The following is a 26953-nucleotide window of genomic DNA, read 5'->3' on the forward strand; positions in this document are numbered from 1 at the left end:
GCTTGATTTACTCGCGCCCATCCATCGAACGACTCAGGAGACACAACATGCGCGCTTCCCTCCTTGCCCTCGCGGCCTCCATCGCCCTCGCGTCCGGCGCGGGGGCGTATGCCCAGAAGAACTACGGCCCCGGCGCCAGCGACACCGAGATCAAGCTCGGCCAGACGGTGGCGTACAGCGGTCCCGGTTCGGCCTACGCGATGGTCGGCCGCATGTCGGTGGCCTACTTCAAGATGCTCAACGAAACCAGGGGCGGCATCCACGGACGGAAGATCAATCTGCTGTCCGTGGACGATGCCTACAGTCCGCCCAAGACGGTCGAGGGCACGCGCAAGCTGGTCGAGTCCGATCAGGTGCTGGCGATGGTCAACTCGATGGGGACCGCCGCGCAGACCTCGGTGCAGAAGTACCTCAATGCCAAGCAGGTGCCGCAGGTGTTCTTCTATGCGTCGAGCCCCGGCCTGCACGACGCCAAGGCCACGCCCTGGACGGTGCCGTTTTCCTTCGCCTACGACATCGAAGGGTCGATCTACGGAAAGTATCTGGCCGAATCGAGGCCGCAGGCCAGGATCGGCGTGCTCTACCAGAACGACGATGTCGGCAAGTCGTACATGCGCGGCTTTCGCAAGGCCCTGGGCGACAAGCAGCGCAACATCGTCAAGGAAGTCAGCCAGGAGATGAGCGACCCGACCGTCGATTCGCAGATCCTGCAACTGCAGGCCTCGGGCGCCGACGTGCTGGTGGCGTTCACTTCGAACAAGGCGCAGGCCCAGGCGATCAGGAAGGTGGCCGCGATCGGCTGGAAGCCTTTCTATATCGTGCCCTATGTCTCGAGTTCCATCACCGGCGTGCTTGCGCCGGCCGGCCTCGACAACGCGGTGGGCCTGGTGTCGAGCTACTGGTTCAAGACGCCGTCCGATTCGACCTGGACCCAGGACAAGGCGATGCAGGAGTACCTGGCCTTCTTCAAGAAATACCTCCCCAATGACGATCCGGGCGACACCACCTCGGTCTACACCTACATGGGCGCGCAGCTCACCGCGCTGGTGCTGGAGCGCTGCGGCGACAACCTCACGCGCGAGAACTTCCTCAAGCAGGTGCAGGGCCTCAAGGATGTGGAACTCGGCATGCTGCTGCCGGGCATGAAGATCAACTTCAGTGCCGACGACTACTACCCGATCCGCCAGGCGCGCCTCGCGCAGTTCGACGGCAAGTCGTGGAAGCCGATGACGGAGCTGATCACGATCGAGCGTTGATGGCGGAAAGGATCTCCAGGAGAAAGGCCGCATGCGCGGCCTTTTTCCTTGTGCGAATGTCCGGCCGATTCAGGCCATCGCCTGCGCCTCGCGAAACCCCTCGAGCACCGCATCGTCGACTTCGCGCGGCGCCACGCAATCGCCGATGCGGCGCACGGGCAGGCCGCGCGCGCTCAGCTGGTGGTAGAGCGCATCCTCGCTGGTGCGCTGCATCGACAGCACGACCGTGTCGGCCGCCAGCGCCTCGGCCGCACCGCCGAGCGTGCTGCTCAGAACGGCGTGGCCCGGCGCGATGCTGTCGACCCGGGTCGAGGCGCGCATCGCGACCCCGGCTTCGGTCACGCGCGGCATCAGCCATGGCCAGTCGAGCGTGGCTTCGAGCTTGCGCCCGAGCATCGCATCGGCGGTGACCACCGTGACCTCGCGCCCCGTGGCCGCCAGCAATCGCGCCAGGCCCAGCGGCAGGTAGTCGCCGTTGTCATCCACGATCAGCACGCGCCGGCCGCAGACCGGGAGCTGGTCGAGCGCCGAGAGCACATCCATCACGTGCGGCAATTCCGCGCCGACCATCGTGTCGCGGTCGGTGCGGAACATCGAGCGCCCGCCGGTCTGCCAGCGCGCGCCCGTGGCCACCACGACCTCGTCGGCACCGGCGGCTGCGACCGCCTCGGCCGTGGCCTCCCGGTGCAGGACGATCTCCACGCCCCGTCGCCGCACCGAGGCTTCCAGGTCGTCGACCAGGAAGTTCCACGATGCGTAGTCCGGCAACAGGCCGGCCTTGCGGATCTGGCCGCCGAGCTGGCCGCTGCGCTCCCACAGCGTGACGCGGTGCCCGCGCGCCGCCGCGGTGTCCGCGAACTTGAGGCCGGCGGGGCCGCCGCCGATCACCAGAATCCTTCGCGCGCCGGCGGGCGGCCTGATGACGACTGCCGCGCCGAATTGCAGCTCGCGGCCGGCCACCGGGTTGACGGTGCAGCTCACGTTCTGTCCGAGCCGGCGCCAGCAGCCCTGGTTGGCGCCGACGCAGCGGCGCGTTTCTTCGGCGCGGCCCTGTTGCGCCTTGCGCACGATCTCGGGGTCGGCAATGTGCGCGCGCACCAGGCCGACGAGGTCCGATTGCCCGCGCTGCACGATCTCCGCGGCCTTCTCGATGCTGCGCACCGAGCCCTGGATCAAGAGCGGAATGCGGCCCGCCAACGCCGCGCGCACCGGCGCCGCGCCGGCGGCGAGCGGTGCGGTCTCTCCGCTCGATTGCGGCGGCACGAGTTTGTGGTTCTGGTGGTAGTCGGTGTGCGAGAGGCACACGTAGTCGAAGAGCCGCGCCTGCTCCAGCAACTGCACGACGCGGACGGTCTCGCGCGGTGTGGTGCCGGCCTCGCCGAGGTATTCGTCGAGGCTCAGCTTGATGCCCACGACGAACTCGCTGCCGCAGCGCTGGCGCACCGCCTTGCCGATCTCCAGTGCCAGCCGCGCGCGGCGCTCGGTGTCGCCGCCCCAGGCATCGTCGCGCCGGTTCCAGTAGGGCGACAGGAAGTTGCTGACGAGATAGCCGTGCGAGCCGTGGATCTCCACACCGTCGCCGCCGCCTGCCTGCACGTTGGCGCAGGTGGCCGCAAAGCCGGCGATCACCTCGCGGATGTCTTCTTCCTCCATCGGCTTGGGCATCGCGCGGTGCACGGGCGAGGGCAGCGGCGAGGGCGCCATCACCGCGCCCCAGTGGTCGATGTTGTCGGTGCGCCGCGTGCCGCTGGCGCCCATGTGCGTGACCTGCACGAACACCGGAACGCCGTGCCGCTTGCTGGGCTGGACGAAGGCCTGCACCGCATCGGCCCAGGCCGGTTCCCAGGGCGAGACGCCCGCGCGCGCGCTGGCCGGGTGCACGTGAAAGCCATGCGTCACGATCAGGCCGACGCCGCCGTGCGCGCGTTCGGCCAGGTAGGCGCCATAGGCCGGCGGCGGCAGGCTCACCTGGTGCGCGGGCAGGTAGATCCGGTTGCGTGTCTGCACGGGGCCGATGCGCACCGGCTCCCACAGCGCGTCGAGCGGGTTCATTTCAGGAGAAGCACATGCCGCCGTTGACGTCCAGCACAGCGCCGGTGGTGAAGCTGGCGCCGCGCGAAGCCAGGAAGGCGGCCGGCCAGCCGATCTCTTCCGGCTGGCCCAGGCGCTGCATCGGATACTGGTCGACGGTGAAGGGTTGCTTGGCCGAGAGCAGCAGCGGCGTGAGGATCGGGCCCGGCGCCACGCCGTTCACGACCACGCCCGAGGCCGCAGCCTGCCGGGCGAAGTAGCGCACCAGCGCCGACAGGCCGCCCTTCGATGCCGCATAGGCCGGCTCCACGGCCAGGGTCGATCCGGCATTGCGTGCGGCCATCGAACTGGTCAGCACGATGCGGCCGCTGCCGCGTTTCATCATCCCGGGCAGCGCGGCGCGCAGCAGGTTGACCGGGCCCTTGACGTTGACGGCCATGGTGCGTTCGAACAGCGCTTCCCATTCGTCGCCGCCGTCGAGCCAGTCGCCCTTGACGTAGTAGCCGCTCGTGTCGATCAGCGCGTCGATCTCGCCGATGTCCTTGAGCAATGCGTTGACGTCGTCGCGTTTCGTGTTGTCGAGCGAGGCGGCGCGGGCCTTCAGCTCCCCGGCCAGCGCGGTCGGCGCCGTGAGGTCGGCGATGAACAGTTCGGCGCCCAGCGCCGCGCAGACGCGTGCCGTGGCGCCGCCGATGGCGCCGCCCGCACCGGTCACGAGGATGCGCTCGCCGCGCAGGTCGAAGAGATTTTTCATGGTGTGTGTCCTTCAGGAAAGTGAGGGGGGTGTGCCGTACGCGCCGGCCTCGAGCAGCGCGCGCGAGCCCAGGTCGGCGCCGTTCCAGCGCGTGAAGAAGCCGGCGGCGCTGCCGCCGTCGACGGTCATCACCGAGCCGGTGACGTAGCTGGCCGCATCGGACAGCAGGAAGAGGGCAGGGCCTGCCTGCTCTTCGGGCCGGCACAGGCGTCCGAGCGGGTTGCGGTCCACCATCGCGTACTGCAGGTGGTCCGGCGGAATGTTGGCCTTCAGGAGCGGCGTGTCGACCACGCCCGGCGCGAGCGCGTTGACGCGCACGCCGAAGCGTCCCCATTCGATGGCCAATGCGCGCGTGAGGCCGATCACGCCGTGCTTGGACGCGCTGTAGTGCGCGCGGCCCGCGTGGCCGCCGAGGCCATCGATCGACGCGACCGTGACGATCGCGCCGCGCTGCCGCGCCACCATGCGCCGGCCCACCGGCTGGACCGAGCGGAACATGCCGGTCAGGTTGACGTCCAGACAACGCGTCCAGAGTTCGTCGGGCATCGTGTCGGCGGCGGAAGGTGGCGAGATGCCGGCGCAGGCGACCATGCCGTCGATCTCGCCCATCTGTTCCTCGACGCACACGACGGCGGCCTCGCAGGCGGCCGCGTCGCGCACGTCCAGCGTCTGCGCCATCGCCTGCGCGCCGAGGTCGCGCAGTTCGGCGGCGACGTTCGCGGCGCGTTCGGCCACGGCATCGACCAACGCGACCCTGGCGCCGCCGCGCGCGGCTTCGATGCCGATCGCGCGGCCGATGCCGCTGCCGCCGCCGGTGATGAAGATCAGGCGGCCCTGCAGTCCGTAGTCCATGGCGAACACCTCCACATGGGATTGAGTGCGCCGAATGTGGCAGCGAGCGCGCGGGGCGTCTGTCCCCATGGCAAGGGACAACGCCGCGGCTGTACCACGCGCAGGGGACTGACGGTCCGGCGCGCCGCCCGAATACTGCGGCCATGTCTTCACCCTCCGATGTCCTGCTGCGCGTGAGCCAGCTGTGTGTCCGCTTCGGCGGCATCGTCGCGCTCGACGGCATCTCCTTCGACGTGCGGCGCGGTCAGATCTGCGGGCTGATCGGTCCCAACGGGGCAGGCAAGACCACGCTCTTCAATTGCCTGAGCCGCCTCTACACGCCGGCCTCCGGCGCCATCACTTTCGATGGCATCGATCTGCTGGCCCAGCCGCAGCACGCGATCGCGGCCGCGGGGATCGGCCGCACCTTCCAGAACGTGGCGCTGTTCCCGGCCATGACGGTGCGCGAGAACGTGATGGTCGGGCGCCACTGCCGCACCGGCACCGGCTACCTCGCCAATGCCTTCCGTCTGCCTGCCGTGCGGCGCGAGGAGGCCCAGGTGCGCGAGCGCACCGACGGCGTGATGCGCCTGCTCGACCTTGCCGAAGCGGCCGAGACGCCGGTGAAGAACCTGTCCTTCGGCACGCGCAAGCGCGTCGAGATGGCGCGTGCGCTGGTGGCCGAGCCCCGGCTGCTGCTGCTCGACGAGCCGGCGGCAGGCCTCAATCACGAAGAGGTGGATGGCCTGCGCCAGCTGATCGTGGACGTGCGCGACCGGTTCCGCGTCACCGTGCTGCTGGTGGAGCACCACCTCAACCTCGTGATGCGCGTGTCCGACCAGGTGGTGGCGATGAATTTCGGCCGCAAGATCGCCGACGGGCCGCCGGCCGAGGTGCAGGCCGATCCGGAGGTGGTGCGCGCCTACCTGGGAACGGAGACCGCCTGATGGCCGCGCTGCTGGAAGTGAAGAACCTCGAGGCCTTCTACGGCCCGACCCGCGTGCTCAAGGGCATCGGCTTCGAAGTCGCCGAAGGCGGGATCACCACCCTTCTCGGCGCGAACGGCGCGGGCAAGACCAGCACGCTGCGCGCGCTCAGCGGACTCATCCGCCGCACCGGCGAGATCCGCCTTGCCGGCCAGCGCATCGACGGCCACAGCACCGAGAAGATCGCCGCGCTCGGCATGGCGCACGTGCCCGACGGACGCGGCACGCTGGTGAACATGACAGTGGAAGAGAACCTGCGCGTCGGCGCCTACCTGCGCCGGCGCAAGGCGGAGGTGGACGAAAGCATGGAGCGCATGTTCGGGTACTTTCCCCGGCTGCGCGAGCGGCGTCAGCAACAGGCCGGCACGCTCTCGGGCGGCGAGCAGCAGATGCTGGCCATCAGCCGGGCGCTGATGCAGCGGCCCCGGCTGCTGCTGATGGACGAGCCCTCGTTCGGCCTCGCGCCGCTGATCATCCGCGAGATCTTCGACATCATGCGCGTCGTCAACCGGCAGGAGGGCGTGGGCATCCTGCTGGTCGAGCAGAACGTGGCGCGCGCGCTCGACCTGGCCGACCACGCATGGCTGCTCGAAACCGGCAGCACCGTGATCTCCGGGACCGCGAAGCAGTTGCGCGACGACGCGCAGATCCGCCGTTCCTACCTCGGCTTCTGAGAAGGACCCGTTCCATGTACAGCCTGCTGCAACAGATCGCCTCCGGCATCGCCATGGGCGCGATCTACGCCTGCCTCGGCCTGGCGCTGGTGATGATCTACCAGTCGACCCACCACATCAATTTCGCGCAGGGCGAGATGGCGATGTTCTCGACCTTCATCGCCTTCCTGCTGCTCAAATGGGGGCTGCCGTACTGGGCCGCGGCGATCGCGACCCTGGCCTTCGGCTTCGTTGCCGGCTTCGCCATCGAACGCCTGGTGCTGCGGCCCCTGGGGGACGTTCCGGAGCTGTCGGTCATCGTCGTCTTCATCGGCCTCTTCGTCGGCATCAATTCGCTGGCGGGATGGATCTTCGGCCACCAGCTGGAGCCCTTCCCGAGTCCGTTCCCCGAAAAGGTCTTCGGCGGCAGCACGCTGATCTCGGGCCACGAGTTCGGCACCGTGGTGGTGGTCCTCCTGGTGATGGCGGTGCTGTATGCATTCCTGCGCTTCACCAGGATCGGGCTCGCGATGCGCGCTTCGGCCGAGAACCCGGTGTCCTCGCGGCTCGCCGGCATCCCGGTCTCGTGGATGCTCTCGCTGGGCTGGGGCCTCTCGGCGCTGATCGGCGCGGTGGCGGGGCTGATGGTGGCGCCGGTCGTCTTCCTCGAGCCCAACATGATGGGCGGCGTGCTGATCTACGCCTTTGCGGCGGCGCTGCTCGGCGGCATCGACAACCCCTGGGGCGCGGTGGCCGGCGGGCTGATCGTGGGAGTGATCGAGAACCTGGCCGGGACCTATGTGGTGGGCACCGAGCTCAAGCTCTCGCTGGCCCTGCTGCTGATCGTCGGCGTGCTGCTGGTGCGGCCCTCGGGCATCTTCGGCCGCAAGCTGGTGGCGAGGGTCTGAGCATGTCGGCATTGCCTCTTTCAACCGAGCAGCCCTCCACCGTGGTCCCGCCATCCACCCGCGCCGCGCGAAGCTCGTGGCGAGCGCTCGCCCTGGGCGTGCTGGTTCTCGCGGCGCTGGCCGTGCCCTTCGCACTGTCCGACTACCGCATCTTCCTTGCCACCATGACGCTGATCACCGCGATCGGCGTGCTCGGCCTCAACATGCTGGTGGGCTACAACGGCCAGCTCTCGCTGGGCCACGGCGCGCTGTATGCGCTGGGCGCGTACGTCACGGCGGTGCTGATGGAGCACGCCGGCTTTGCGTGGTGGGCCACGCTGCCGGTGTCGGCAGTGGTGTGCTTCGCATTCGGTTTCCTGTTCGGTTGGCCTGCGCTGCGCCTGAAGGGCCACTACCTCGCGCTGGCCACCTTTGCGCTCGCGCTGGCCACGCCGCAGCTGCTCAAGCACAAGGCGCTGGAGCCCTGGACCGGCGGGGTGCAGGGCATCGCGCTGATGAAGCCCGACGCGCCCTTCGGGCTCAAGCTCTCGTCCGACCAGTGGCTCTACCTCGTGGTGCTGGCCGTGGCGGTGCTGATGTTCCTCTGCGCGTGGAACATGCTGCGGGGCCGGCTCGGCCGGGCCACGATCGCGATACGCGAACAACCGATCGCGGCGTCCGCCATGGGCATCAACGTGCCCTATGTGAAGGCGATGACCTTCGGCATCAGCGCGCTCTACACCGGCGTGGCCGGCTCGCTCGGTGCGATCGCCACGGCCTTCGTCGCGCCCGACAGCTTCGGCATGTTCGTGTCGGTGTTCTTTCTCGTGGGCGTGGTGGTGGGCGGCCTCGGCACGATCTCGGGCGCGCTGGTGGGCGCGGCCTTCATCCAGTTCATTCCCAATGTCGCCGACCAGATCTCGAAGTCCGCGCCGTCGGCCATCTTCGCGGGCTTCCTGATCCTGTGCATGTTCCTGATGCCGCAGGGCTTCGTCGGCCTGGTGAACAGCAGCCTGCGCCGCCTGGCCGCGCGACGTGCCGGCGAACGTCCCCGTCGAGGGGACTGACGCGCGCACGCGCCTGAGAGAAAGTCACACCATGCCCCGTGCCATCTACATCCATCCGAACGGCGAGCGCACCGAGCTCGACGTGGCCAACGGCCAGAGCCTCATGCTGGCCGCCACCACCCACGACGTGCAAGGCATCGTCGGCGACTGCGGCGGCGTCATGAGCTGCGCCACCTGCCACGTGATCGTCGACGACGCCTTCCTCGAGCGGATCCCGCCCGTGGTCGACACCGAAAGCCAGATGCTCGACTACACCGCCGCACCGCGCGAAGCGGGCAGCCGCCTGTCGTGCCAGATCGTCATGAGCGATGCGCTGGACGGCATTGCCGTGCGCATCGCGGACCCGCAACTGTAAGAACCGCATTCAACACGGAGAAACGCTTCATGCAAGTCACCGCATCCCAGGTCAGCGCCAAGCCCCCGACACCGCTGGCACCCAATCCCGGCCTCACGCCGATGATGCTCAACCACGCCGCATGGGTGACGCCCGACGCGGCGGCCACCACCGACTTCTACACCCGCATCATGGGCATGGAGCTGGCCAGCACGGTGCTGGACGACAGCGTGCCGTCGACCGGCGACGCCATTCCCTACTTCCACATTTTCTTCCGCATGGGCGACGGCTCGACCCTGGCCTTCTTCGAGGCGCCGGGCGTTCCGCCGCCGTCGAAGGCCAGCCATCCGGCCTACGACATCTTCAATCACATCGCGCTGCAGGCGAAGGACCGCGCCGAGGTGATGAAGTGGTACGAGTGGCTCACCTCGCAGGGCGTCGAGGTGATCGGGCCGACCGACCACAAGGGTCTGATCCTGTCGATCTACTTCCATGATCCGGCGGGCATCCGGCTGGAGGTCACCACGCCGCTCGACAAGGAGTGGAACCGCCACACCGACAAGGGCTACGCCGACCTCAAGCTGTGGGAAGACTGCAAGCGCCAGGCGAAGGCCGAAGGGCGCGACGTGCCGGAAGCGCTGCTCGAGCTCATCAAGGACGTGCGCAAGCGCTACGACGAGAAGGCATGACCCCGATCGCGCTGCGCCCGCTGTTCACGATCAAGGCGGAGGTCTCTGCGCCGCCGCAACTCGTGGGCGCCGTGCCGCACGGCTACACGCGGCGCGTGATGTGCGTGAGCGGAGGCCGCTTCGACGGCGAGCGCCTGCGCGGGCGCGTGCTGCCCGGCGGCGCCGACGTCGTGCTCGAGCGTGCGGACGGCGGGCTGCACCTGGACGTGCGCCTCGTGCTCGAGACCGACACCGGCGGCCTGGTCTACATGACCTACAGCGGGCGGCGAAACGGGCCCACGCCGGAGATCATGAAGAAGATCGTGAACCGCGAGCCGATTCCACGCGGCGCCGACTATTTCCGCGTCGCCGTCCAGTTCGAAACGGCCGCGCCCGGTCTCGAATGGCTCAACGACCGGATCGCCATCGGCACCGGGACCCGCGAGCCCGACGGGCCGGTGTACGACATCTGGGAAGTGGCATGAAGCGCTTCGAGGGCCGGCCGGCCATCGTCACCGCCGCCGCCTCCGGCATCGGCCGGGCTATTGCGCTGAGGCTGCACGAGGAGGGCGCACGGGTGCTCGCGGTCGACATCAACGCGGCGGCACTGGAAGCGCTGCCGCGCTCGGACACGCTGTGCACCCTGGTGGCCGACGTCACCGCCGAGGGCGCGCCGCAGGCGATCGTCGCGGAATGCCTGCGCGCGTTCGGCGGCATTCGCGTGCTGGTCAACAACGCGGGCCTCGGCAACTGCCCGCCCTTCCACGAAACCACCGACGCCGACTACGAGAAGTACGCCAACATCAACCAGAAGGCGACCTTCATGATCACGCGCGCTGCCTTTCCCGCGCTGATCCGGTCCGGCGGCGTGGTGCTCAACATCGCATCCACGCTGGGCGTGGTCGGATACCGGCGCCAGGCCGTCTACTCGATGGCGAAGGCCGGCGTGATCGGCCTCACGCGCAACCTGGCCGCGGACTATGCCGACCAGGGCATCCGCGTCAACGCCATCGCACCCGGCATCATCGCGACGCCGCAGACCGCGGGGCGCCTCGGCACCGCGCGCTTCCAGGCCACGATCGTCGGCACCACGCCGATGGGCCGGCCCGGCCTGCCCGAAGAGATCGCCGGCGCGGCCGCATTTCTGTGCAGCGACGACGCCGGCTTCGTCACCGGCCAGGTGCTGGCGGTCGACGGCGGCCAGACGACCAGCGCCTACCTCAGCGAGCCCTTGGTGCAGTGCTGGGTCGACGCGCATCCCGACCACTGAATCCCTGGAGTTTTCTCATGCGCATCGCATTGATCACCGGCGCCGCGGGCGGGCTGGGGCTGGCCAGCGCCCGCAGGCTGGCCGAAGAGGGACTGACCATCGCCGTCGCCGACCTGCATGCGGAGGCCGCCCGGCGCGCCGCCGCCACGCTGCCCGGCGCCGGTCACATCGGCCTGGCCTGCAACGTGGCCGACGAGGACAGCGTGCGCGCCGCCTTCGACACGGTGCAGGACAGGCTCGGCCCTGTCGGCGTGCTCGTCTGCTTCGCCGGCATCCTCAGCGCCCAGCCGTCGCCGGGCCGGCTGCCCACGGTCGACATCACGCTGCAGGAATGGGACGCCGTGATGCGCGTCAACGCGCTCGGCACTTTCCTGTGTGTGCGCGAGATGCTGCGCCGTTGCGACGGAAGGGCCGTCGAGCACGGCCGCATCGTCACCGTCGCCTCGCTCGCCGGCCAGATGGGCGGCATGCAGAGCGGATCGGCCTACAGCGCGTCGAAGGGTGCGGTGCTGGCCTTGTCGAAGGTGGTGGCGCGCGAGGCCGCGCCGCTGGGCATCACGGTCAACACCGTCGCGCCCGGACCGATCGACACGCCCATGCTGCACCAGACCGTGCCCGCCGGCGCGGGTGACCGGAAGTACCTCGGCACCGCGGCCGTGCCGCTGGGCCGCATCGGCCTGCCCGAGGAAATCGCTGCCGCCGTGTCGTACCTCGTCTCGCCCGGCGCCGGCTTCGTCACCGGCGCCACCCTCGACGTCAACGGCGGCATGTTGATGCGCTGACCACCCCTGAAGGAGATCCACGATGAACGCGATCGACGCTTGCCCCTTCCATCCCGCCAACAGCGACTTCAAGCCGTACTACAGCCCCGAGCTGCACGCCGCATTCGAACGCCAGCGGCGCGACGAACCGGTCTTCTGGAGCGAAGAGATCGGCTACTGGGTGCTGACCCGGCATGCCGATGTCTACGCGGTGCTGCACGACGGCGCGCGCTTCTCGTCGCAGAACACCACGCGGCCCGTCACGCCCATGCACCCCGACGCGCAGGCCATCCTGAAGGAGGGCGGCTATGCACAGACCGGCAGCCATTCGAGCCTGGACGGCGCCGTGCACAAGCGCATCCGCGGCGTCACCGGCCAGGTGCTGAATCTGCGCGAATTCGTCAAGCTCGAGTCGCACATCCGCCGCCTGGTGAACGAGGTGCTGGACCGCATCGACGGACAGGATCCGGTCGACCTGCTGCGCGACGTCAACTACGAGCTGCCGGCGCAGGTCGTCTTCAAGGTCCTGGGCATTCCCGATTCGGACATTCCCGACGTCAAGCACTGGGCGGGTGCGCGCAGCGTCATCGATTTCAGCCCCGCCACCCACGCGCAGCAGATCGAAGGCGCGCGCAACATGGTCGCGTTCTGGCAGTACTGTACCGAGATGGTCCACGAGCGGCTCAGGCATCCGCAGGACGACTTCACCAGCCGCATGCTCGCCATCCGCAACGGCGACGATGCCGTGATGACCATCCCCGAGATCATCACCCACACCTTCGGCGTCGCCTTCGCCGGCCACGAGACCACGACCAACCAGCTCACCAACACCTTCCGCAGCCTGCTGCAGAACCGCGGCCAGTGGGAAGCGCTGTGCGCCGATCCTGCGCTGGCGGCCAACACGGTGGAAGAGGGCATGCGCTATGCCGGCGCCGTCATCGGCTGGCGCCGCGTCGCCCTCGAAGACGTCGCGTTCCGCGGCGTGCGGATTCCCGAGGGCGCGCCGATCATGCTGTCCTTCGCGTCGGCCAATCGCGACGAGGATGTGTTCGAGGATCCCCACCGCTTCGACATCCGGCGCGCCAATGCGCGCAAGCAGCTCACCTTCGGCAACGGCGTGCACTTCTGCCTCGGCGCGCCGCTCGCGCGGCTGGAGATGAAGATCGTGTTCGAGGAATTCGCCAAGCGTTTTCCGCGCATGCGGCTGGCCGAACCCGACGACACGCGGCACATGCACACCTTCGTCTTTCGCGCACCCAGCGCGCTGCCGGTGACGCTGCAATGACGGCGGCCATGTTCGCGGACAAAGTGGCCGTCGTCACTGGCGGGGCCAGCGGCGTCGGGCTGGCGCTCGTGCGGCAGTTGCTCGACGCCGGTGCCCGCGTCACGGTGGTCGACCGCGACGAAGCCGCATTGCAGCGCGCACTCGAAGCGCTGGACCCTGCAAGATCCATCGGCGTGGCCGCTGACGTGGCGCAGGAAGCGGACGTGCAGCGCTACGTCGACACGGCCATGCGCAAGTTCGGCTGTATCGACCTCTTCCACAACAATGCCGCCATCGTCGGCCCCCAATCGCCGCTGCTCGATGTCCGCATGCAGGACTTCGAGCGGATCTTCGCCGTCAACGTGCGCGGCGTCCTGCTGGGCATGCAGGCCGTGGGCCGCGCGATGCGGGCGCAGGGCGGCGGGACGATGGTCAACACCGCGTCGGTGTCGGGGCAGCGCAGCAGCCGCGCCGAAGCGGGGCTGGGTGTGTACGGCGCTTCGAAGGCGGCCGTGATCCGGATGACGCAGCAGGCGGCGCTGGAGTTCGCGCCGCACGGGATCCGGATCAACGCCATCTGCCCGGGGCCGATCGATACGCCGCTGCTGCGCAGCACCTTCCGGGTGGATGGGCGCACCGAGGCGCAGGCCGAGGCGGCGCTCAAGCAGCACTTCCTGAACCAGCCCTTGAAGCGGGCCGCGACGGCCGAGGAAGTGGCGAACCTGGTGTTCTGGCTCCTCGGACCGCAGGCCAGCTTCGTCACCGGCGGGGTCTACAACGTCGACGGCGGCATGACGGCCTGAGGGGCGTGAGGCATCGCGGGATGCCTCCGCCCGCGTCGTGCGCGAGCCCTACTGCACGGTCACGAAGTTCCCTGCCTTGACCTGCAGCAGCACGCCGCCATAGCTCGGGTTGCGCCCCGCATCGACGCTCCAGGTCCCGTTCCCCAGCACCATCGGCACCTTGTTGAGCCTGGCCAGTTCGTCGCGGATCTTCGTGCGATCGGGACTCGGCCCGGCGTTCCTCACGGCCTGCACGGCCACCTGGCCCAGGGCGTAGCCCATCGCGGCCCAGTTGTCGGGAACGCTCTTGTACTTGGCCTGGTAGGCCTTCACGAAGGCCTGGTTCATCGGCGACGGGTCGTTGGGCGAATAGTCGGAGACGAAGTAGGTGCCTTCCACGGCCTTGCCGCCCGCCTTCACGAAGCCGGCGGAGCCGAGCGTGGAAGGCCCGACGAACTTGACCTTGGGATCGAGGCCGGCCTGCCGGATCTGCAGGATGAGGTTGGCCGCAACCTCGGCCGGCGCGGCGATGAAGATGGCGTCGGTCGGGATGGTGGCGACCTTGGTGGCGAGCGCGAGGAAGTTGGAATCGGCCGAGACGAATTTCTCGTCGGCGGCAATGGTGACGCCGGCCTTGCTCAGGTAGTCGGCCAGGGCGTCCTTCTGGCCGATGTAGCCGTCGTTGCTCTGGTCGTGCAGCAGCACGATGCGCTTGACGCCGAGCCTTTCGACCGCCAGCTTGCCGAGATAGCCCATGATGTCCACGGGCGTGGCCTGGATCTTGAAGGCCCAGGGGCCGGTGGCAAGGATGCCGGGCGAGCTGCCGATGGCGAGGATGGGCACCTTGAGGTCGTTGGCCACGGGCGCCGCGCCCAGGGCGTCGGCGCTCACGGTCGGGCCCAGGATCAGCATCGCGTTGTCGCGCTTGACGAACTGGTTGACCAGGCTGATGGTCTGCCCCTTGTCGCCGGCGGTGTCGGCCTCGATGATCCTGAACTTGTTGCCGCCGGGCAGGCCCTTCGCATTGGCCTCCTCCAGCGCGAGCTTCATGCCGTTCTGGATCGGCACGCCGCCGAAGGCGTAGGTGCCGGTCAGCGAGTTGAAGACGCCGACGGGAATTTCCTTGTCCTGTCCGTGGCTCAGGCCACTGATCGAAAGGGCGATGGCGCCGGCGAGTACGGCTCTGCGATGCAGGGTCATGGGTGTCTCCTTGGTATGGTTGATCGGGAGGTGACGGCCGTCATCCGGCCACCAGCGTGAGCGGCAGCACGTCGAGCGTGCGCAGCGTGTTGACGGGGCGCCAGCGCGCTTCGCCCGCCGGTTCGATGCGCTGCACGCGGCGGATCAGCGCGCCGAGGATGCTCTCGGCCTCGAGCCGCGAGATCATCTGGCCGATGCACACGTGCGCGCCCACGCCGAAGGCGCGATGCACCCCGGCGGTCTGGCGCGTCACGTCATAGCGATCGGGGTCTTCCCACTGGCGCGGGTCGCGGTTGGCAGCGCCCATGTGGTAGCCGACCTTGGTGTCGGCCCGCAGGCGCACGCCGCCGAGTTCGACCTCGCCGGTGGTGGTGCGGAACATGACCTGCGCCGGCGATTCCATGCGCAGTGCTTCCTCGAAGGCGCTCTTCAAAAGCGTGGGATTGGCCTTCACCAGGGCCAGCTGCTCGGGGTGTTCCGACAGCAGCTTCAGCGTGGAGCCGATGCCGGCGATGGTGGTGTCGACACCCGCGCGGAAGAACGAGCGAACGTGCAGCGGCGCGGTGCCCGCGTCGAAATCGCCCGCGTCCTCGGCCTCGTAGATCTTCTCGGCGAAGCCGCCCGGGCGCATGTGATCGCGCTGCAGCACCTGCTGGTACCAGTCCATGATCGGTGCGGCGCGCCGCAGGGTCCGCGCGACGCGTTCGTTGTTGGGGCCGAGCTGGTTGAAGTTGAGCTCGCCGGTCAGCTTGATGCGCTCCGGCGGCACGTCGATGCCGAGCACGGCAGGAAACACCTCGAGCACGAAGGCTTCGGTGATGTCGGCCACGCCGTCGATGCGGCCGCGGGCCACGGCCTGCTCGGCGATCTCCTCGGCGCGCTGGGCGAACTTGTCCTTCCAGGTCTTGACGACCAGCGGCGAGAGGATCTTCTGCAGTGCCGCGCGCACGCGCGTGTGCTCCGGCGGATCGATCTCCGAGATCGGGCTGCGCGTGCGCCAGGCGCCGGGCTTGCGGATGTCGCTCATGCCGACGCCGCCCTCGACGGTGAAGCGCGTGTGGTCGCTCGCCACGATGCCGGCCTCGGCATGGCGGGTCACGGCGTAGTAGCCGTGCGGCGCGACGAAGACGGCCGGCCCCATCTCGCGCATGCGCTCGAAGAGGGGGTAGGGGTTGGCGATGTTCTCGTCGGAGAACGGGTCCTCGTCGAGGACCGGCGCGTCGGCCATGTCGGTGGTGGCGGCGTGGTTCATGGCCTCACTCCTGGCTGGGCAGAACGCGGACCGTCATGTCGCTGATGCGCCAGCCGATGTCGGTGCGCCGGAAGCGCAGGTCGTACTTGCCGAACATGGCGATCTTGCCGGGGCCGTCGCGCCAATCGGTGATGAGTGCGCGCGCATGGCCCATGGCATCGTCGGCGCCGGCGCCGGGCACGACGTAGAAGTCGGTCATCTGGTGGTGCATGCGCTGCCTGAATTTCTTCCTCATCACTTCATCCATCAGCGCGAGCAGCTTGTCGCGGCCGCGGATGGTTTCCGGCGGAAGACCGCTGCCGCCCTGCGAGGCCGGCGGCGAGTTGGCGCGGGTCCAGCTGGCGTCCTCGGTGAAGAGCTGGACGAAGTCGGGATCGCCGGCGTCGGCCAGATGGCCGTAGCGGGCGAAGACGGAGCGGATCTCGAGTTCGTCTTCGACGGGCAGGTGCGGAAAGCGCATGAGGGTCCCCGGGGGTGGTCGCATGCGGCCAGTGTCGCGATGCGCCGGACCCGCGTCAGTCCCCATCGCAGGGGACGCGCAGGCTGGCCGCATGGGCTGCGGGCCGATCCGTACCACCGCCGGGGGACATACAAGCGGCGGCCGCGTCCCGATGATGCCGGCCATGCTGATGCAACAACTTCTGAATGGCGTGGTCGTGGGCAGCGTCTACGCCCTGTTCGCACTCGGGTTCACCCTGCTGTTCGGCGTGAACCACATCATGAACATGGCCCACGGCTCGGTGTTCATGTGGGGTGCGTTCGCGGGCCTGTACGCGGTCACGATGCTCGACGCGCCGATCTACGTTGCGCTGCTGCTGGGCATGCTCGCGGGGGGACTGGTGTCGGTGGCACTCGATGTGTTCGCCTTCCGTCCGCTGCGGCGTCGCCATGCGCCGGAGTTCTCGGCCATCGTGTCGTCCATCGGTGCCGACCTCGTACTGCTGGCGATTGCGCAGAAGGTGTCGAACACGGCGGTCATGCGCTTTCCGTTCGACGCGTTCCCGGTGGTGGTCTACACCATCGGCGGCATGCGCGTGCAGCTGCTGCAGCTGGTGATCGTGGGGCTGGTGATCGCGATGGTGTTCGGCCTGTTCTGGTACCTCTACCGCACCGGCTTCGGCCAGCGCATCCGCTGCGTCGCCTACTCGGAGCAGACCTCGCGCCTGCTCGGCATCAACCCGGGGCCGGTGAACATGCAGGTGTTCCTGATCTCGGGCGCGCTCGCGGGCATGGCCGGCGTGCTGATCGGGCTGGTCTTCAACTCGGTGCACTTCGCGATGGGCGAGCCGCTGCTGCTGCGCGCCTTCGCGATCATCATCCTCGGCGGGCTGGGCAGCATTCCGGGCGCGCTGATCGCCGGGCTCGCGATCGGCATCGTGCAGACGCTCGCGGTCGCCTACGTGTCGTCGGGCGTGTCCGAGGCGGTGGTGTTCATCGCGCTCTTCGTCGTCATCCTGCTCAGGCCGACAGGGCTCTTCGGCCAGTCCACCGCCGCGATGCGGGTGCAACGCGCATGATGAACTTCTTCTACACCTACCAGTCGCTGCTCGACCATGTGCTGGTCTACGCGCTGCTGGCGATGAGCCAGTACGTCGTGCTGCGTGCCGGCGTGTTCTCGCTTGGCACTGCGGGCTTCGCGGCCCTGGGCGCCTATGCGTGCGCGCTGCTGATCACCAAGGCCGGATGGACGCCGCTCGCGGCCATCGTCGCCGGCACCTTGCTCGGCGCGGTCGCGAGCGGGCTGCTGGCCATGCCGCTGTCGCGGCTGCGCGGCGTGTTCCAGGCGGTGGCCACGCTGGCGATGGTGCAGATCGTGCTGTCGGCCACGCAGAACTGGGTCAGCGTCACCAACGGCGCACTCGGCGTCAACGGCATCCCCAAGGTGGCGGGCACCGGCGAGCTGCTGCTGACCGTGATCGTGGTGGTGGCGGTGCTGGGCGCGATGGGGCGCTACCGCATCGGCCGCGCCATGGACGTGATCCGCGAGGACGAGACGGTGGCGGTGTCGCTGGGCATCCCGGTGCCGCACTACCACCGCATCGCGTTCGTTCTGTCGGGCTTTCTGGCGGGCCTGGGCGGCGCGCTGCAGGCGACCAGCAGCTATGCGATCACGCCCGGCGAGTTCGGCTTCGGCATGCTGGTGACTGTGCTCGCGATGGTGGTGCTCGGCGGCCGCACGTCGGTGTGGGGCGCGCTGGCGGGCGCCGCGATCCTCACCACGCTGCCCGAGCTTTTCCGCGTGTTCGCCGACTACCGCAATGTGGTGGAAGGCATCCTGCTGATGCTGGTGATCGTGTACCTGCCGCGGGGCGTGGCCGACACGCTGATCGCCATGCTGCGCGACCGCCGCCTGCGGCACCGGGCCGGCGGCGCGCGCGCGGGACAGGCATCGGTGCCGGCGATCACGAAGACCGTCACTGTCAACACCTCGATCGAAGGGAGCGTGCGCCCATGACCGCAACCCTGGTGCTCGAAGGCGTGGCCCGGCATTTCGGGGGCGTCCCGGCGGTGGACGGCCTCAGCCTGCAGGTGCCGGCCGGCCGGATCACCGGCCTGATCGGGCCCAACGGCGCCGGCAAGACGACGGTGGTGAACTTGATCACCGGCCTGTTGCATCTCACCGCCGGCAGGGTGCTGCTCGACGGGCGCGACGTCTCGCGCGACGAGGCGCCCGCATTGGCGCGCGCCGGCGTGGCGCGCACTTTCCAGAACATCCGGCTGGTGCCCGACGCGACCGTGGTCGAGAACGTGGTCGCCGGCTTTCATCGGCACGAGAAGTCCGGGCTGCTCGCCAATCTGCTGGGGTTGCCGTCGGCACGCGCCGAGGCGCGCCGGATGAACGAGCGCGCGCGGGAACTGCTCGATGAGTTCGGCATGACGGCGCTGGCCGAGCACCGCGCGGGCAGCCTTTCCTATGGTCACCAGCGTCGCATCGAGATGATGCGCGCGCTGGCCACCAGCCCCAGGCTGCTGCTGCTCGACGAGCCGGTGGCCGGCATGAACGACGCCGAGGCCGAGAGCCTCGCGGGCATCTTTCGCAAGGTGGCGGCGAGCGGCGTGGCCGTGCTGCTGATCGAGCACAACATGCGCTTCGTCATGTCGCTGTGCGCGGAGCTCTACGTGCTCGCCTCGGGCCGGCTGATCGCCGAGGGACTGCCGCAGGCCGTGGGACGCGACCCGAAGGTGATCGAAGCCTATCTGGGAGCCTGACACATGCTGGACATCCGACATCTCGACGTCCATTACCGCGGCATCCAGGCGCTGCGCGGGGTGAACCTGACGGTGAAGAAGGGCGAGATCTTCGCCCTGATCGGCCCCAACGGCGCCGGCAAGTCGAGCCTCGTCAATGCGTTGTCGGGCATCGTGCCCGCCGGCGGCGAGATCCTCTTCGAAGGCCGTCCGCTGGGGCGGCTGCCTGCGCACCTGCGTTCGCGTGCCGGCATCATCCAGGTGCCCGAGGGGCGGCGCGTGATCGCGCCGCTGTCGGTGGCCGAGAACCTCGACCTGGGTCGTCAGGCGGCGGGCGTGCGCGGCAGCGATGCAGAGGACCTCGCCCGCGTGCACGCGCTGTTTCCCGTGCTGAAGGACAAGCGCAACCAGCTGTCGGGATCGCTGTCGGGCGGCCAGCAGCAGATGCTGGCGATCGGCCGCGCGCTGATGGGGCGGCCCAGGGTGCTGATGCTCGACGAGCCGAGCCTCGGGCTGGCGCCGGTGATCATCAAGGAGGTGTTTCGCGCGCTGGTCCAGCTCAACCGCGAGGGCGTGACGATCCTGCTGGTCGAGCAGAACGCGCGCCTCGCGCTGCAGACCGCGCACCGCGCCGCGGTGCTGGAGCAGGGCCGCGTCGTTCACCAGGGCGAGGCCGGCGCGCTGGCGAACGATCCGGTGATCGCCGACCACTACTTCGGCCGTGCGGGCCTGATTGCGTGATCGAACAGAGGCCGATCGGCCGCGACCGGATGCGGCCCGCGGCGGTCGCTACTCGGCCTTGATGTTCCGCTCGCGAACCACGCGGCGCCACTTCTCGGTCTCCGCCTCGATGTAGCGGGTGAACTGTTCCGGCGTGCCGCTGACCGGATCGATGCCGTTCTCGTTGAGCTTCTGTTTCACCTCGGCGGGTGCGATCGCCTTGAGGTACGCGGCGCTCAACGCGCGCACGACCGGCGCGGGCGTGCCGGCGCGCACGGTGAAGCCCTGCCAGCCTTCGACCTCGAAGCCCTTGATGCCTTGCTCGGCGACGGTCGGCAGGTCGGGGTAGGCCGGGATGCGATGGGCGCCGGCGGCGGCGATCGCGCGCAGCCGGCCTGATTCGATGTGCGAGCGTGCCGACGCCCGATCGAGGAACATCATGCCGACCTGTCCGCCGAGCAGGTCTTGCACCGCGGGACCTCCGCCCTTGTAGGTGATGGCCACCACTTTCATGCCGGTCTCGCGGGCAAGCAGCTCGGTCGCCAGGTGGTGCGTGGTGCCCACGCTCGGGGAGGCATAGTTCAGCCCCTGCGGCATGCGCGCCGCCAGCGCCACCAGCTCCGGCACGTTGCTTACCGGCAGCACCGTGGGATTGACCACCAGCAGGAAGTCGAACTTGGCCGTCATGGTCACGGGCGCCAGGTCCTTCAGCGGATCGTAGGCGAGCTTCTCGAACATGCTGGGATTGACGGCATAGGTGGTCATGTCGCCGAGCAGGAAGGTGTAGCCGTCGGCCGGCAAATGCCTGGCCACCGCCGTCGCGCCGATGATGCCGGAGGCGCCCGGCCGGTTCTCCACGATCACGGGATGTCCCAGTGCCTCGCCCATGCCGGGCGCGACCAGCCGCGCGAAGTAGTCGGTGCCGCCGCCGGCCGGGTAGGGAACGATCAGGCGGATCGGCTGGCTGGGCCAGGCCGCCTGCGCAAGGACCGGAAACGCCGCCGGGACCAGCGAACCGGTGGCGAGCAGGGAAAGCAGGGTGCGTCTTTGCATGGTGATGTCTCTTCGTTCGGGTCGCCTCGTCTATGCCGTGAGGTCGCGCTGAAGAATCCTCGAGAAGGCCGCGGCCAGCTGGGACTGCGCCGCGTCGCTGCGGCCCATGGCGCGCCAGGCCACGTGCTGGTCGGGCCGCACCAGGATCGCGCCGTCGGACGACACGCCGCGCAGGCAGCGCCAGGTGCCTTCCACATCGCGCACCGCGGCTTCGTCGTGGATCTCGACCACGTCGAGCGGCACGCCGCCGCGCCGCGCCACGGTGGCCGCCGCATCGGCCCAGGCCGATGCCCCGCGCCCGGTCAGCAGCACGAAGCGGCCCGGCTGCACGAGATCGAGCGTGGAGATCTTCCGGCCATCGCGTTCGAGCCACGCGTGCGGCAGCCGATGCCCGGGCCGGGTGGTCGGCACGTAGGTCTGGCCGAGCGGGTCGCGTTCGGGCGTGGGCGTGCCGTCAGGCATCACCGCGCCGATGTCGTAGTGGTAGCCGAGCTCGATGTCGTGCGCCTGCCATTCCATGCGCTGCACTTCCATGATCTGTGCCAGCCGTGCGCGGCGGGTGCGGCCTTCCGGGTCGTCGGCGAAGAAGCGGCGGAAGTTGGCCTGGCTCAGTTCGGCATTGCCGCGCACCAGGCCGATGCCGGCGTCGGTGAGCTGGTGGTTCTGGAAGGTCATCAGCGCCCACTGGATGTTGGCGGCAGCGACCGGCCGGCGCTCGGCCTCGTAGCTGTCGAGCAGGCTGTCGTGCGCCTGTTCCTTCAGCACCGCGGCGATCTTCCAGGCGAGGTTGTGCGCGTCCTGGATCGCGGAGTTCAGGCCGAGGCCGGTGGTGGGCGGATGGCGATGCGCCGCGTCGCCGGCCAGCAGCACGCGGCCCCAGCGGTAGCGGTCGACCAGCACGCCTTCGACGGTCCAGTGGCCGATGCCGATGATGTCGGGGTCGAGATCGGGGATCTTCAGGAGTTCGCGCATGCGCGGCAGCAGCGAGGCTTCCTCGAAGCGCGAGGGATCGTCGGGCCGGAAGCTGAAGTGGAACATCCACTCTTGCGAATGCCGGCCGAAGCGCGTGGGGCCGAGCTGCCCCAGCACGCCGCTGGCCCACGAACCGCCTTCGGGGTTCACGAACCAGGTCGTCATCGAATCGTCGTCGTCCCAGTACTGCGAGAGGTCCGCGCGGAAGTACACGGTGACCATGTGCGCGAGGTCGGTCGCGCCGGTCATCACCGCGCCCACGGCGGGCCCGATGGTCTTGCCGCCATCGGCGCCGATGAGGTACCTGGCGCGCACGCGGAATTCCTCGCCGCTGGCACGGTCGAGCACCAGCGCGGTGACGCCGCTGTCATCCTGCTCGAACGATTGCAGCTGATGGTTGTAGCGCACCTGCGCAAGGTCTTCGGCCGCGGCCATCTCGCGCAGCAGCGGCTCCATGCGCACCTGGGGATACAGCGTCGACTCGCAGGGGCTGTCCTTGGCGTAGTGCTGCGCGAGCGAACCCCCGCCGAAGGATTCGATGCGGTAGAAGGTGCGGCGGTCGAGCTCGCCGTCGCCGGCGAGCGAGGTGCACCAGCGGATGTGCGAGATGTGCTTGAGCGGCATCGAGCGCTCGTAGACGCGCTGGGCCACGTCGAACTGGCGCAGCAGTTCCATGGTGCGCTGGCTGATGTAGCGCGCCTTGGGCAGGCGCCCGGGCGCGGGATGGCGCTCGATCAGCAGGCTGCGGATTCCCTGGCGGGAGAGGAACAGCGACGCGGCGAGGCCGCAGCCTCCGCCGCCGGCGATCAGAACGGGAATGTCGATGTCTTTCATGGTCATTTCTGAAGGAACGGATGGGCCTTGATGCGCGCGAACAGGGCGCGGTGACCCTGCGTCATCGATGGGTCGGTGTCGTTGCGCTGGTGCGCGAGCGCCTCGGCCAGCTCGCGCCAGTCGGCGGGCGAAAGGTAGTCGGCCGCCACCGGCAGCACGTAGCTTTCCTCGACTTCCATGTGACCGAGGTAGAGCGTGCCGTGGGCGTGCAGCAGCAGCTGGAAGGATTCGCGGTGCACCTCGCCCATCACTTCCCAGGCGGTGAGGGCGTGCGCCAGCTCGCGCACCGCGCAATCGCAGCGCTCGTGTTCGGCCTCGAGCCGATCGAGCACCGGATGGAGCGCGGGGCAGCGCTCGCGGATCTTCGGGAAAAGCAGCTCGCTCTCGCTGGCGTGGTGCATGCGCGCAGGCATCTCGTCGAGGTAGAACAGCATTGCGCGCAGCTCGTCGAAATCCGGCGCCTGGCCCGAGCGGCCGACACGCTCGACGGCGTTGCGCAGCGCCCCGAGCACTGTCGCGAGGGCTTCATGGTCCTCGCGGATCAGCTGGACGGCGAAGGGCTGGAAGGAGGGCATCGGCGGCACATGGGCTTGGCTCCATTGGCGCACAGCCGCGCGCCACGGTCTGTCCCGCTGCAGGGGACGCCGGATGCGCTCAGTGAAGCGCCTTGGAGGCGGCGGTCTGGAAGCGCTCGGCGCTCCAGCGGCCCCAGCGTGCGAGGTACCAGGTCAGCAGCTCGCGTTCGCTGCCGATGACCAGGCGCTGATACGCGCGCTTGCGGTAGGTCTTGACGGTCTCTTCGCTCACCGAGAGATCGAGCGCGATGCCCACCGACGACAGGCCGTAGAGAATGCGCGCGCAGACCTCGGCCTCGCGCCGCGGCAGCGCGCTGGTGGCGACGATGCAGCTCTCGATCTCGTCGAGCGTGGTCAGCGCCTGTGCCACGTTGGGCCGGCTCTGGCAGACGTCCGCGTGCTTGGACAGCATGGCCAGCAGCAACTCCGCCGCCTGGGCCAGCTTCTCGATGCCTTCGTGCGCGAAGGGCGTGTGCGGGTCGGCGCGCAGCACGCTCAGGCCGAAGGCGCCGCTGGCACCGCGGCCGCACAGCAGGATGCGGTCCCGCACGTGGGGGTAGACGCGCGGACGCAGGTCGTCGTACTCGTGGTCGCTGAAGTCGACGTGGATGATGGTGGCGGTGGCACCGTCGACGCGGCGCTGCGCCTCGGTCATGGCCGGGTCATGCTTCCAGAGGCCCTGGTTGACATAGCTCTCGACGCGGTCGCGCGCCGTGCGTTCGGGCTGCACGCAGCAGGCCGCGACTTCGCGCAGCTCGTCGCGTCCGAGGCGAAAGGCCGCGAAGTGATCGGCGCCGCACAGCGAGTGGAGATAGTTCGCGAAGGCCGGGCCGAAACGCTCGTTGCCCATGCAGTCGACGAGCTGAGCAAGAAGCGTCTCGGGGCTGTGGGCGACCGCTGGCCGGTCTTGAATCATCACCGTCATCATGGTTGTCTCCTGGGTGCTGGGATGCGCCCTGGGGCGCCAGCTGCCCGGACTTCTGTGTTCCGGGCAAGTTTCGAACTCCGTAATCAGATTACGCTCTTTGAAATTCCGTGTGTCTCCGGATAAACCCTTCGATGGGCGCCGCGCCGCGGTTCAACCCCAGCCCATGCGCCGTGAAACGTCTTCGGCGCGCGCCGCGAGGGCCTTGGCGACCGGGCCGTCGAAACGGGTGTCGATCCGGCCGGCCGGACCCATCACGGTGATCACGCCCGCCACCGCGCCGGCGTGATCGAAGACCGGCGCCGAGATGCCGTGCAGGCCGGGATTGAGGTCGCCCTCGATGCGCGCGAGCTTGCGCTTGCGCACGGCCTCGAACAGGGCCCGCACGTCGGCCTTGCTCATCGTGCGGGCGATCTTGTTCGGGATGGCGCCCGGGTGCTGCACGCCTGCCAGTTCGCGCTCGATGAACGGTGCCGTCACTGATGCGGGCATGTAGGCACCGAAGAGCTGCCCGGTGGACGAGGTCAGCATCGGCATCACCGAGCCCGGCCGGCCGCTGATGACGAGCGCATCGTTGGTTTCCTCGAAGCGTACGTAGGTCGGACCTGCCGAGCCCCAGACGGCGAGGCCGACGGTGAAGCCGAGCTCGTCGCGCATTTCGCCCAGCGTCGGCGATGCGACCTGAACGACGTTCAGCCGGCGCAGTGCCGCCAGACCGATGCGCACGGCCAGCGGCCCGAGCCGGTAGCCGCCGCTCGCGGAATCGCGTTCGGCGAGGCCGCCGCGGCAGAAGCTCACGAGGTAGCGGTGGGCCTTCGGCGGCTGCATCTCGGCGCGCTCGGCCACCGTCTTGAGCATCAGCGGCGCGCCGGTGTCGATCAGCGCGGAGAGCACGCGCACCGCGGTGTCCACGGCCTGCACGCCGCCGGCATCTTCGTCGCTCGCGCCCCCGCTGCCGTCGCCGTTGCCTGGAGACTTTGCATCGGTCATGGGTGGGGATGGGTCCATCCGCACGAGCCTAGCATGGGCCTTTCGGATCGACTCGCCTCAGCCGCGGGCCGTCGCGAGCAGGGCGGCGAAGCGTGCGACGCGCTGGCCCTGGAAGCGCGCGGCGGCGAGTTTTTCCTCGGGCAATCCCTTGCCGCGGCCGTCGGTGAAGCTCACGCCGTAGGGGTTGCCGCCGGCCGCATACAGCAGCGGGTCGGTGTAGCCGACGGGCACGATGATCGATCCCCAGTGATAGAAGACGTTGTGCATCGCGAGCAGCGTCGATTCCTGGCCGCCATGCAGGTTGCCTGCGCCGGTGAATGCGGCGGCCGCCTTGTCCTGCAGCTTGCCCTGCGCCCACAGCGGGCCGAGCGTGTCGATGAACTGTTTCATCTGCGCCGCTGGCAGGCCGAAGCGCGTGGGCGTGCCGAAGACGAAGCCGTCGGCCCAGTCCAGATCGTCGAGCGTGGCTTCGGGCACGTCCTGCGTGGCCTCGAGGTGCGCCTTCCAGGCCGGCTTGGCCTCGATGGCTTGCGCATCCGCGAGCTCGCGGACCTTGCGCAGGCGTGTCTGCGCGCCGGCAGCGCGCGCACCTTCCTCGATGGAACGCGCGATCTGCCAGGTGTGGCCGGTGCTGCTGTAGTAGACGATGGTGATGTGGGCCATTGCTTGTGGGTTCTTTGTTCTCTGGGGCGTGCGTCAGACGGTGAGCACGATCTTTCCGAAGTGCGCGTTGCTGCTCATGCGCGCGAGCGCCGCGGCGGCGTCGGACAGCGGGAAGCGGCTGTCGATCGGCAGCCTCAGCTGCCGGGCGGCGATGGCCTCGCCGAGGTCGGCGAGCATCCGCGCGTTGAGCGTGCGGATCTCCTCGACCGAGCGTGAGCGGAAGGTGACGCCGACGTAGCTGAGCCGGCGCAGCGCGTGCAGCTGGAAATCGAAGCTGCCGCCGGCACCGCCGAGGCGTCCGAGGTTGACGATGCGTCCACCGGTCGCGGCGGTCTGCATGGTTTGTGCAAACTGCGCGCCCGTCACTTGGTCGACGACCACGTCCACGCCCTTGCCGCCGGTGGCCTCGCGCACGCGCTCGTGCCAGTCGGCTTCGCCGGGATCGAGCGCCAGGTCGGCACCGAATTCGGCCAGCCGTGCGCGCCGCTGCGGATGGGTGGAGGTGCCGATCACCCGGCGCGCGCCGAGCAGCCGCGCGATCTGCAGGCCCATGAGGCCGACGCCGGAACTCGCGCCGTGGATCAGCACGTCCTGCCCGCGACGCAGCTGGCCGTGGGTGACGATGGCGTCGTGCATGGCCTGCAGCGCCAGGGTGAGGACGCTGGCCTCCTCGAAGGGCAGGGTGCTGTCGGGAATCCTGCAGGCACGGCCGCCGTCGGTGACCGCGTACTCGGCATAGGCGCCGGCGCCGGTGCACATCACGCGGTCGCCGGCTTTCCAGGGGCCGGCTTGCGGGCCGGCCTCCACCACTTCGCCCGCCCACTCCATGCCGATCACTTTGCCGTCCTTCGCGGCGAGGCCGGCGAGATCGGCGCGGTTGAGGCTGGCCGCCTTCACGCGCACCAGGATTTCGTGGGATCCGGGTTGCGGCGGCGGCACGTCGGCCGACTGCGCACCCTGCGCTGTGGAGATGATTGCTTTCATCCGGCGAGCATAGGCAGCGGCTTGCGCGTGGTATGCCCCCCTCGGGTGGGAC

The 26953-nt window shown here is 69.1% G+C and carries 29 protein-coding genes; 16 read left to right on the top strand and 13 right to left on the bottom strand.

All coding sequences use genetic code 11. The features are described from left to right. Positions 1–47 precede the first annotated feature (47 nt). Positions 48–1256 (top strand): ABC transporter substrate-binding protein, encoded by a 1209-nt coding sequence (locus E5P2_RS11675; RefSeq protein ID WP_162567238.1) that lies wholly within the window; start codon positions 48–50, stop codon positions 1254–1256. A 69-nt stretch (positions 1257–1325) separates the two neighbouring features. Here the strand turns inward: E5P2_RS11675 and E5P2_RS11680 are convergent, their stop codons facing one another. Genes E5P2_RS11680 through E5P2_RS11690 form a run of 3 tightly spaced genes read right to left on the bottom strand, consistent with a single transcriptional unit; the run spans position 1326 to position 4893 of the window. Beyond that, positions 1326–3308 carry an oxidoreductase gene (locus E5P2_RS11680; protein ID WP_162567239.1) on the bottom strand — a complete coding sequence of 661 codons (1983 nt, stop codon included), beginning with the start codon at positions 3306–3308 and terminating at the stop codon, positions 1326–1328. Position 3309: 1 nt separating this feature from the next. Beyond that, the gene (locus tag E5P2_RS11685; protein ID WP_162567240.1) at positions 3310–4041 is read right to left on the bottom strand and encodes an SDR family NAD(P)-dependent oxidoreductase; all 732 of its coding nucleotides are present in this window, start codon (positions 4039–4041) and stop codon (positions 3310–3312) included. A 12-nt stretch (positions 4042–4053) separates the two neighbouring features. Then, the gene (locus E5P2_RS11690) at positions 4054–4893 is read right to left on the bottom strand and encodes an SDR family NAD(P)-dependent oxidoreductase (protein ID WP_162567241.1); all 840 of its coding nucleotides are present in this window, start codon (positions 4891–4893) and stop codon (positions 4054–4056) included. Between the two features lie 143 nt (positions 4894–5036). Between E5P2_RS11690 and E5P2_RS11695 the strand changes: the two genes are divergently transcribed. From E5P2_RS11695 to E5P2_RS11745, 11 genes are read left to right on the top strand one after another with little or no spacing between them, the layout of a single operon-like run. After that, entirely contained in the window at positions 5037–5819 is a 783-nt protein-coding gene (locus E5P2_RS11695; RefSeq protein ID WP_162567242.1) for an ABC transporter ATP-binding protein, read from the top strand. Next, positions 5819–6532: an ABC transporter ATP-binding protein gene (locus E5P2_RS11700; protein WP_162567243.1), complete on the top strand. Its 714-nt coding sequence runs from the start codon at positions 5819–5821 to the stop codon at positions 6530–6532. Before E5P2_RS11695 ends, E5P2_RS11700 begins: the two co-directional genes overlap by 1 nt. A 14-nt stretch (positions 6533–6546) precedes the next feature. Then, complete coding sequence (locus E5P2_RS11705) at positions 6547–7419, top strand: branched-chain amino acid ABC transporter permease (RefSeq protein WP_162567244.1); 873 nt, start codon at positions 6547–6549, stop codon at positions 7417–7419. Positions 7420–7421: 2 nt separating this feature from the next. Continuing rightward, positions 7422–8465, top strand: coding sequence for a branched-chain amino acid ABC transporter permease (locus E5P2_RS11710; RefSeq protein WP_162567245.1), 1044 nt, complete (start codon positions 7422–7424; stop codon positions 8463–8465). Between the two features lie 31 nt (positions 8466–8496). Continuing rightward, positions 8497–8820 carry a 2Fe-2S iron-sulfur cluster-binding protein gene (locus tag E5P2_RS11715; protein ID WP_162567246.1) on the top strand — a complete coding sequence of 108 codons (324 nt, stop codon included), beginning with the start codon at positions 8497–8499 and terminating at the stop codon, positions 8818–8820. 29 nt (positions 8821–8849) lie between these two features. Further along, on the top strand, positions 8850–9488 hold the full coding sequence (locus E5P2_RS11720) for a VOC family protein (RefSeq protein ID WP_232077038.1): 639 nt from the start codon (positions 8850–8852) through the stop codon (positions 9486–9488). Continuing rightward, complete coding sequence (locus tag E5P2_RS11725; protein WP_162567248.1) at positions 9485–9952, top strand: DUF3237 domain-containing protein; 468 nt, start codon at positions 9485–9487, stop codon at positions 9950–9952. Before E5P2_RS11720 ends, E5P2_RS11725 begins: the two co-directional genes overlap by 4 nt. Next, positions 9949–10737, top strand: coding sequence for an SDR family NAD(P)-dependent oxidoreductase (locus E5P2_RS11730; RefSeq protein WP_162567250.1), 789 nt, complete (start codon positions 9949–9951; stop codon positions 10735–10737). The genes E5P2_RS11725 and E5P2_RS11730 overlap by 4 nt, the downstream gene beginning before the upstream one ends. Positions 10738–10754: 17 nt before the next feature. Beyond that, positions 10755–11519 (top strand): SDR family NAD(P)-dependent oxidoreductase, encoded by a 765-nt coding sequence (locus E5P2_RS11735; RefSeq protein WP_162567251.1) that lies wholly within the window; start codon positions 10755–10757, stop codon positions 11517–11519. Between the two features lie 22 nt (positions 11520–11541). Further along, positions 11542–12783, top strand: coding sequence for a cytochrome P450 (locus tag E5P2_RS11740; RefSeq protein WP_162567252.1), 1242 nt, complete (start codon positions 11542–11544; stop codon positions 12781–12783). Positions 12784–12791: 8 nt separating this feature from the next. After that, a complete protein-coding gene (locus tag E5P2_RS11745) occupies positions 12792–13565 on the top strand; it encodes an SDR family NAD(P)-dependent oxidoreductase (RefSeq protein ID WP_162567254.1) in 774 nt (257 codons plus the stop codon). 48 nt (positions 13566–13613) lie between these two features. On the opposite strand, the gene E5P2_RS11750 is transcribed toward E5P2_RS11745, so the two are convergent. From E5P2_RS11750 to E5P2_RS11760, 3 genes are read right to left on the bottom strand one after another with little or no spacing between them, the layout of a single operon-like run. Beyond that, positions 13614–14744 (bottom strand): ABC transporter substrate-binding protein, encoded by a 1131-nt coding sequence (locus E5P2_RS11750; RefSeq protein WP_162567255.1) that lies wholly within the window; start codon positions 14742–14744, stop codon positions 13614–13616. Between the two features lie 40 nt (positions 14745–14784). Further along, complete coding sequence (locus E5P2_RS11755) at positions 14785–15996, bottom strand: cytochrome P450 (RefSeq protein WP_162567256.1); 1212 nt, start codon at positions 15994–15996, stop codon at positions 14785–14787. A gap of 4 nt (positions 15997–16000) precedes the next feature. Further along, the gene (locus E5P2_RS11760; protein WP_232080667.1) at positions 16001–16456 is read right to left on the bottom strand and encodes a nuclear transport factor 2 family protein; all 456 of its coding nucleotides are present in this window, start codon (positions 16454–16456) and stop codon (positions 16001–16003) included. A gap of 169 nt (positions 16457–16625) precedes the next feature. Between E5P2_RS11760 and E5P2_RS11765 the strand changes: the two genes are divergently transcribed. From E5P2_RS11765 to E5P2_RS11780, 4 genes are read left to right on the top strand one after another with little or no spacing between them, the layout of a single operon-like run. Next, entirely contained in the window at positions 16626–17513 is an 888-nt protein-coding gene (locus E5P2_RS11765; RefSeq protein ID WP_232080668.1) for a branched-chain amino acid ABC transporter permease, read from the top strand. After that, positions 17510–18451, top strand: coding sequence for a branched-chain amino acid ABC transporter permease (locus E5P2_RS11770; protein WP_162567260.1), 942 nt, complete (start codon positions 17510–17512; stop codon positions 18449–18451). Before E5P2_RS11765 ends, E5P2_RS11770 begins: the two co-directional genes overlap by 4 nt. Beyond that, the gene (locus E5P2_RS11775) at positions 18448–19206 is read left to right on the top strand and encodes an ABC transporter ATP-binding protein (RefSeq protein WP_162567262.1); all 759 of its coding nucleotides are present in this window, start codon (positions 18448–18450) and stop codon (positions 19204–19206) included. Before E5P2_RS11770 ends, E5P2_RS11775 begins: the two co-directional genes overlap by 4 nt. A 3-nt stretch (positions 19207–19209) precedes the next feature. Next, complete coding sequence (locus E5P2_RS11780) at positions 19210–19926, top strand: ABC transporter ATP-binding protein (protein ID WP_162567264.1); 717 nt, start codon at positions 19210–19212, stop codon at positions 19924–19926. A 48-nt stretch (positions 19927–19974) separates the two neighbouring features. Here the strand turns inward: E5P2_RS11780 and E5P2_RS11785 are convergent, their stop codons facing one another. The 7 genes from E5P2_RS11785 to E5P2_RS11815 form a co-directional block, all read right to left on the bottom strand. Further along, the gene (locus E5P2_RS11785; RefSeq protein WP_162567266.1) at positions 19975–20958 is read right to left on the bottom strand and encodes a Bug family tripartite tricarboxylate transporter substrate binding protein; all 984 of its coding nucleotides are present in this window, start codon (positions 20956–20958) and stop codon (positions 19975–19977) included. A gap of 30 nt (positions 20959–20988) precedes the next feature. Continuing rightward, on the bottom strand, positions 20989–22764 hold the full coding sequence (locus E5P2_RS11790) for an FAD-dependent monooxygenase (RefSeq protein ID WP_162567268.1): 1776 nt from the start codon (positions 22762–22764) through the stop codon (positions 20989–20991). Between the two features lie 2 nt (positions 22765–22766). Further along, entirely contained in the window at positions 22767–23339 is a 573-nt protein-coding gene (locus E5P2_RS11795) for a hemerythrin domain-containing protein (RefSeq protein WP_162567269.1), read from the bottom strand. A gap of 79 nt (positions 23340–23418) precedes the next feature. Further along, a complete protein-coding gene (locus E5P2_RS11800) occupies positions 23419–24267 on the bottom strand; it encodes a helix-turn-helix domain-containing protein (RefSeq protein ID WP_232080669.1) in 849 nt (282 codons plus the stop codon). 150 nt (positions 24268–24417) lie between these two features. Further along, complete coding sequence (locus E5P2_RS11805; RefSeq protein ID WP_162567271.1) at positions 24418–25254, bottom strand: IclR family transcriptional regulator; 837 nt, start codon at positions 25252–25254, stop codon at positions 24418–24420. Positions 25255–25311: 57 nt separating this feature from the next. After that, a complete protein-coding gene (wrbA, locus tag E5P2_RS11810; RefSeq protein WP_162567273.1) occupies positions 25312–25917 on the bottom strand; it encodes an NAD(P)H:quinone oxidoreductase in 606 nt (201 codons plus the stop codon). 33 nt (positions 25918–25950) lie between these two features. Next, a complete protein-coding gene (locus tag E5P2_RS11815; protein WP_162567274.1) occupies positions 25951–26901 on the bottom strand; it encodes a quinone oxidoreductase family protein in 951 nt (316 codons plus the stop codon). Positions 26902–26953: the final 52 nt, after the last annotated feature.

Origin of the sequence: Variovorax sp. SRS16 (assembly GCF_901827165.1) — a bacterium.
In the GTDB taxonomy this organism is placed as follows: Bacteria; Pseudomonadota; Gammaproteobacteria; order Burkholderiales; family Burkholderiaceae_C; genus Variovorax.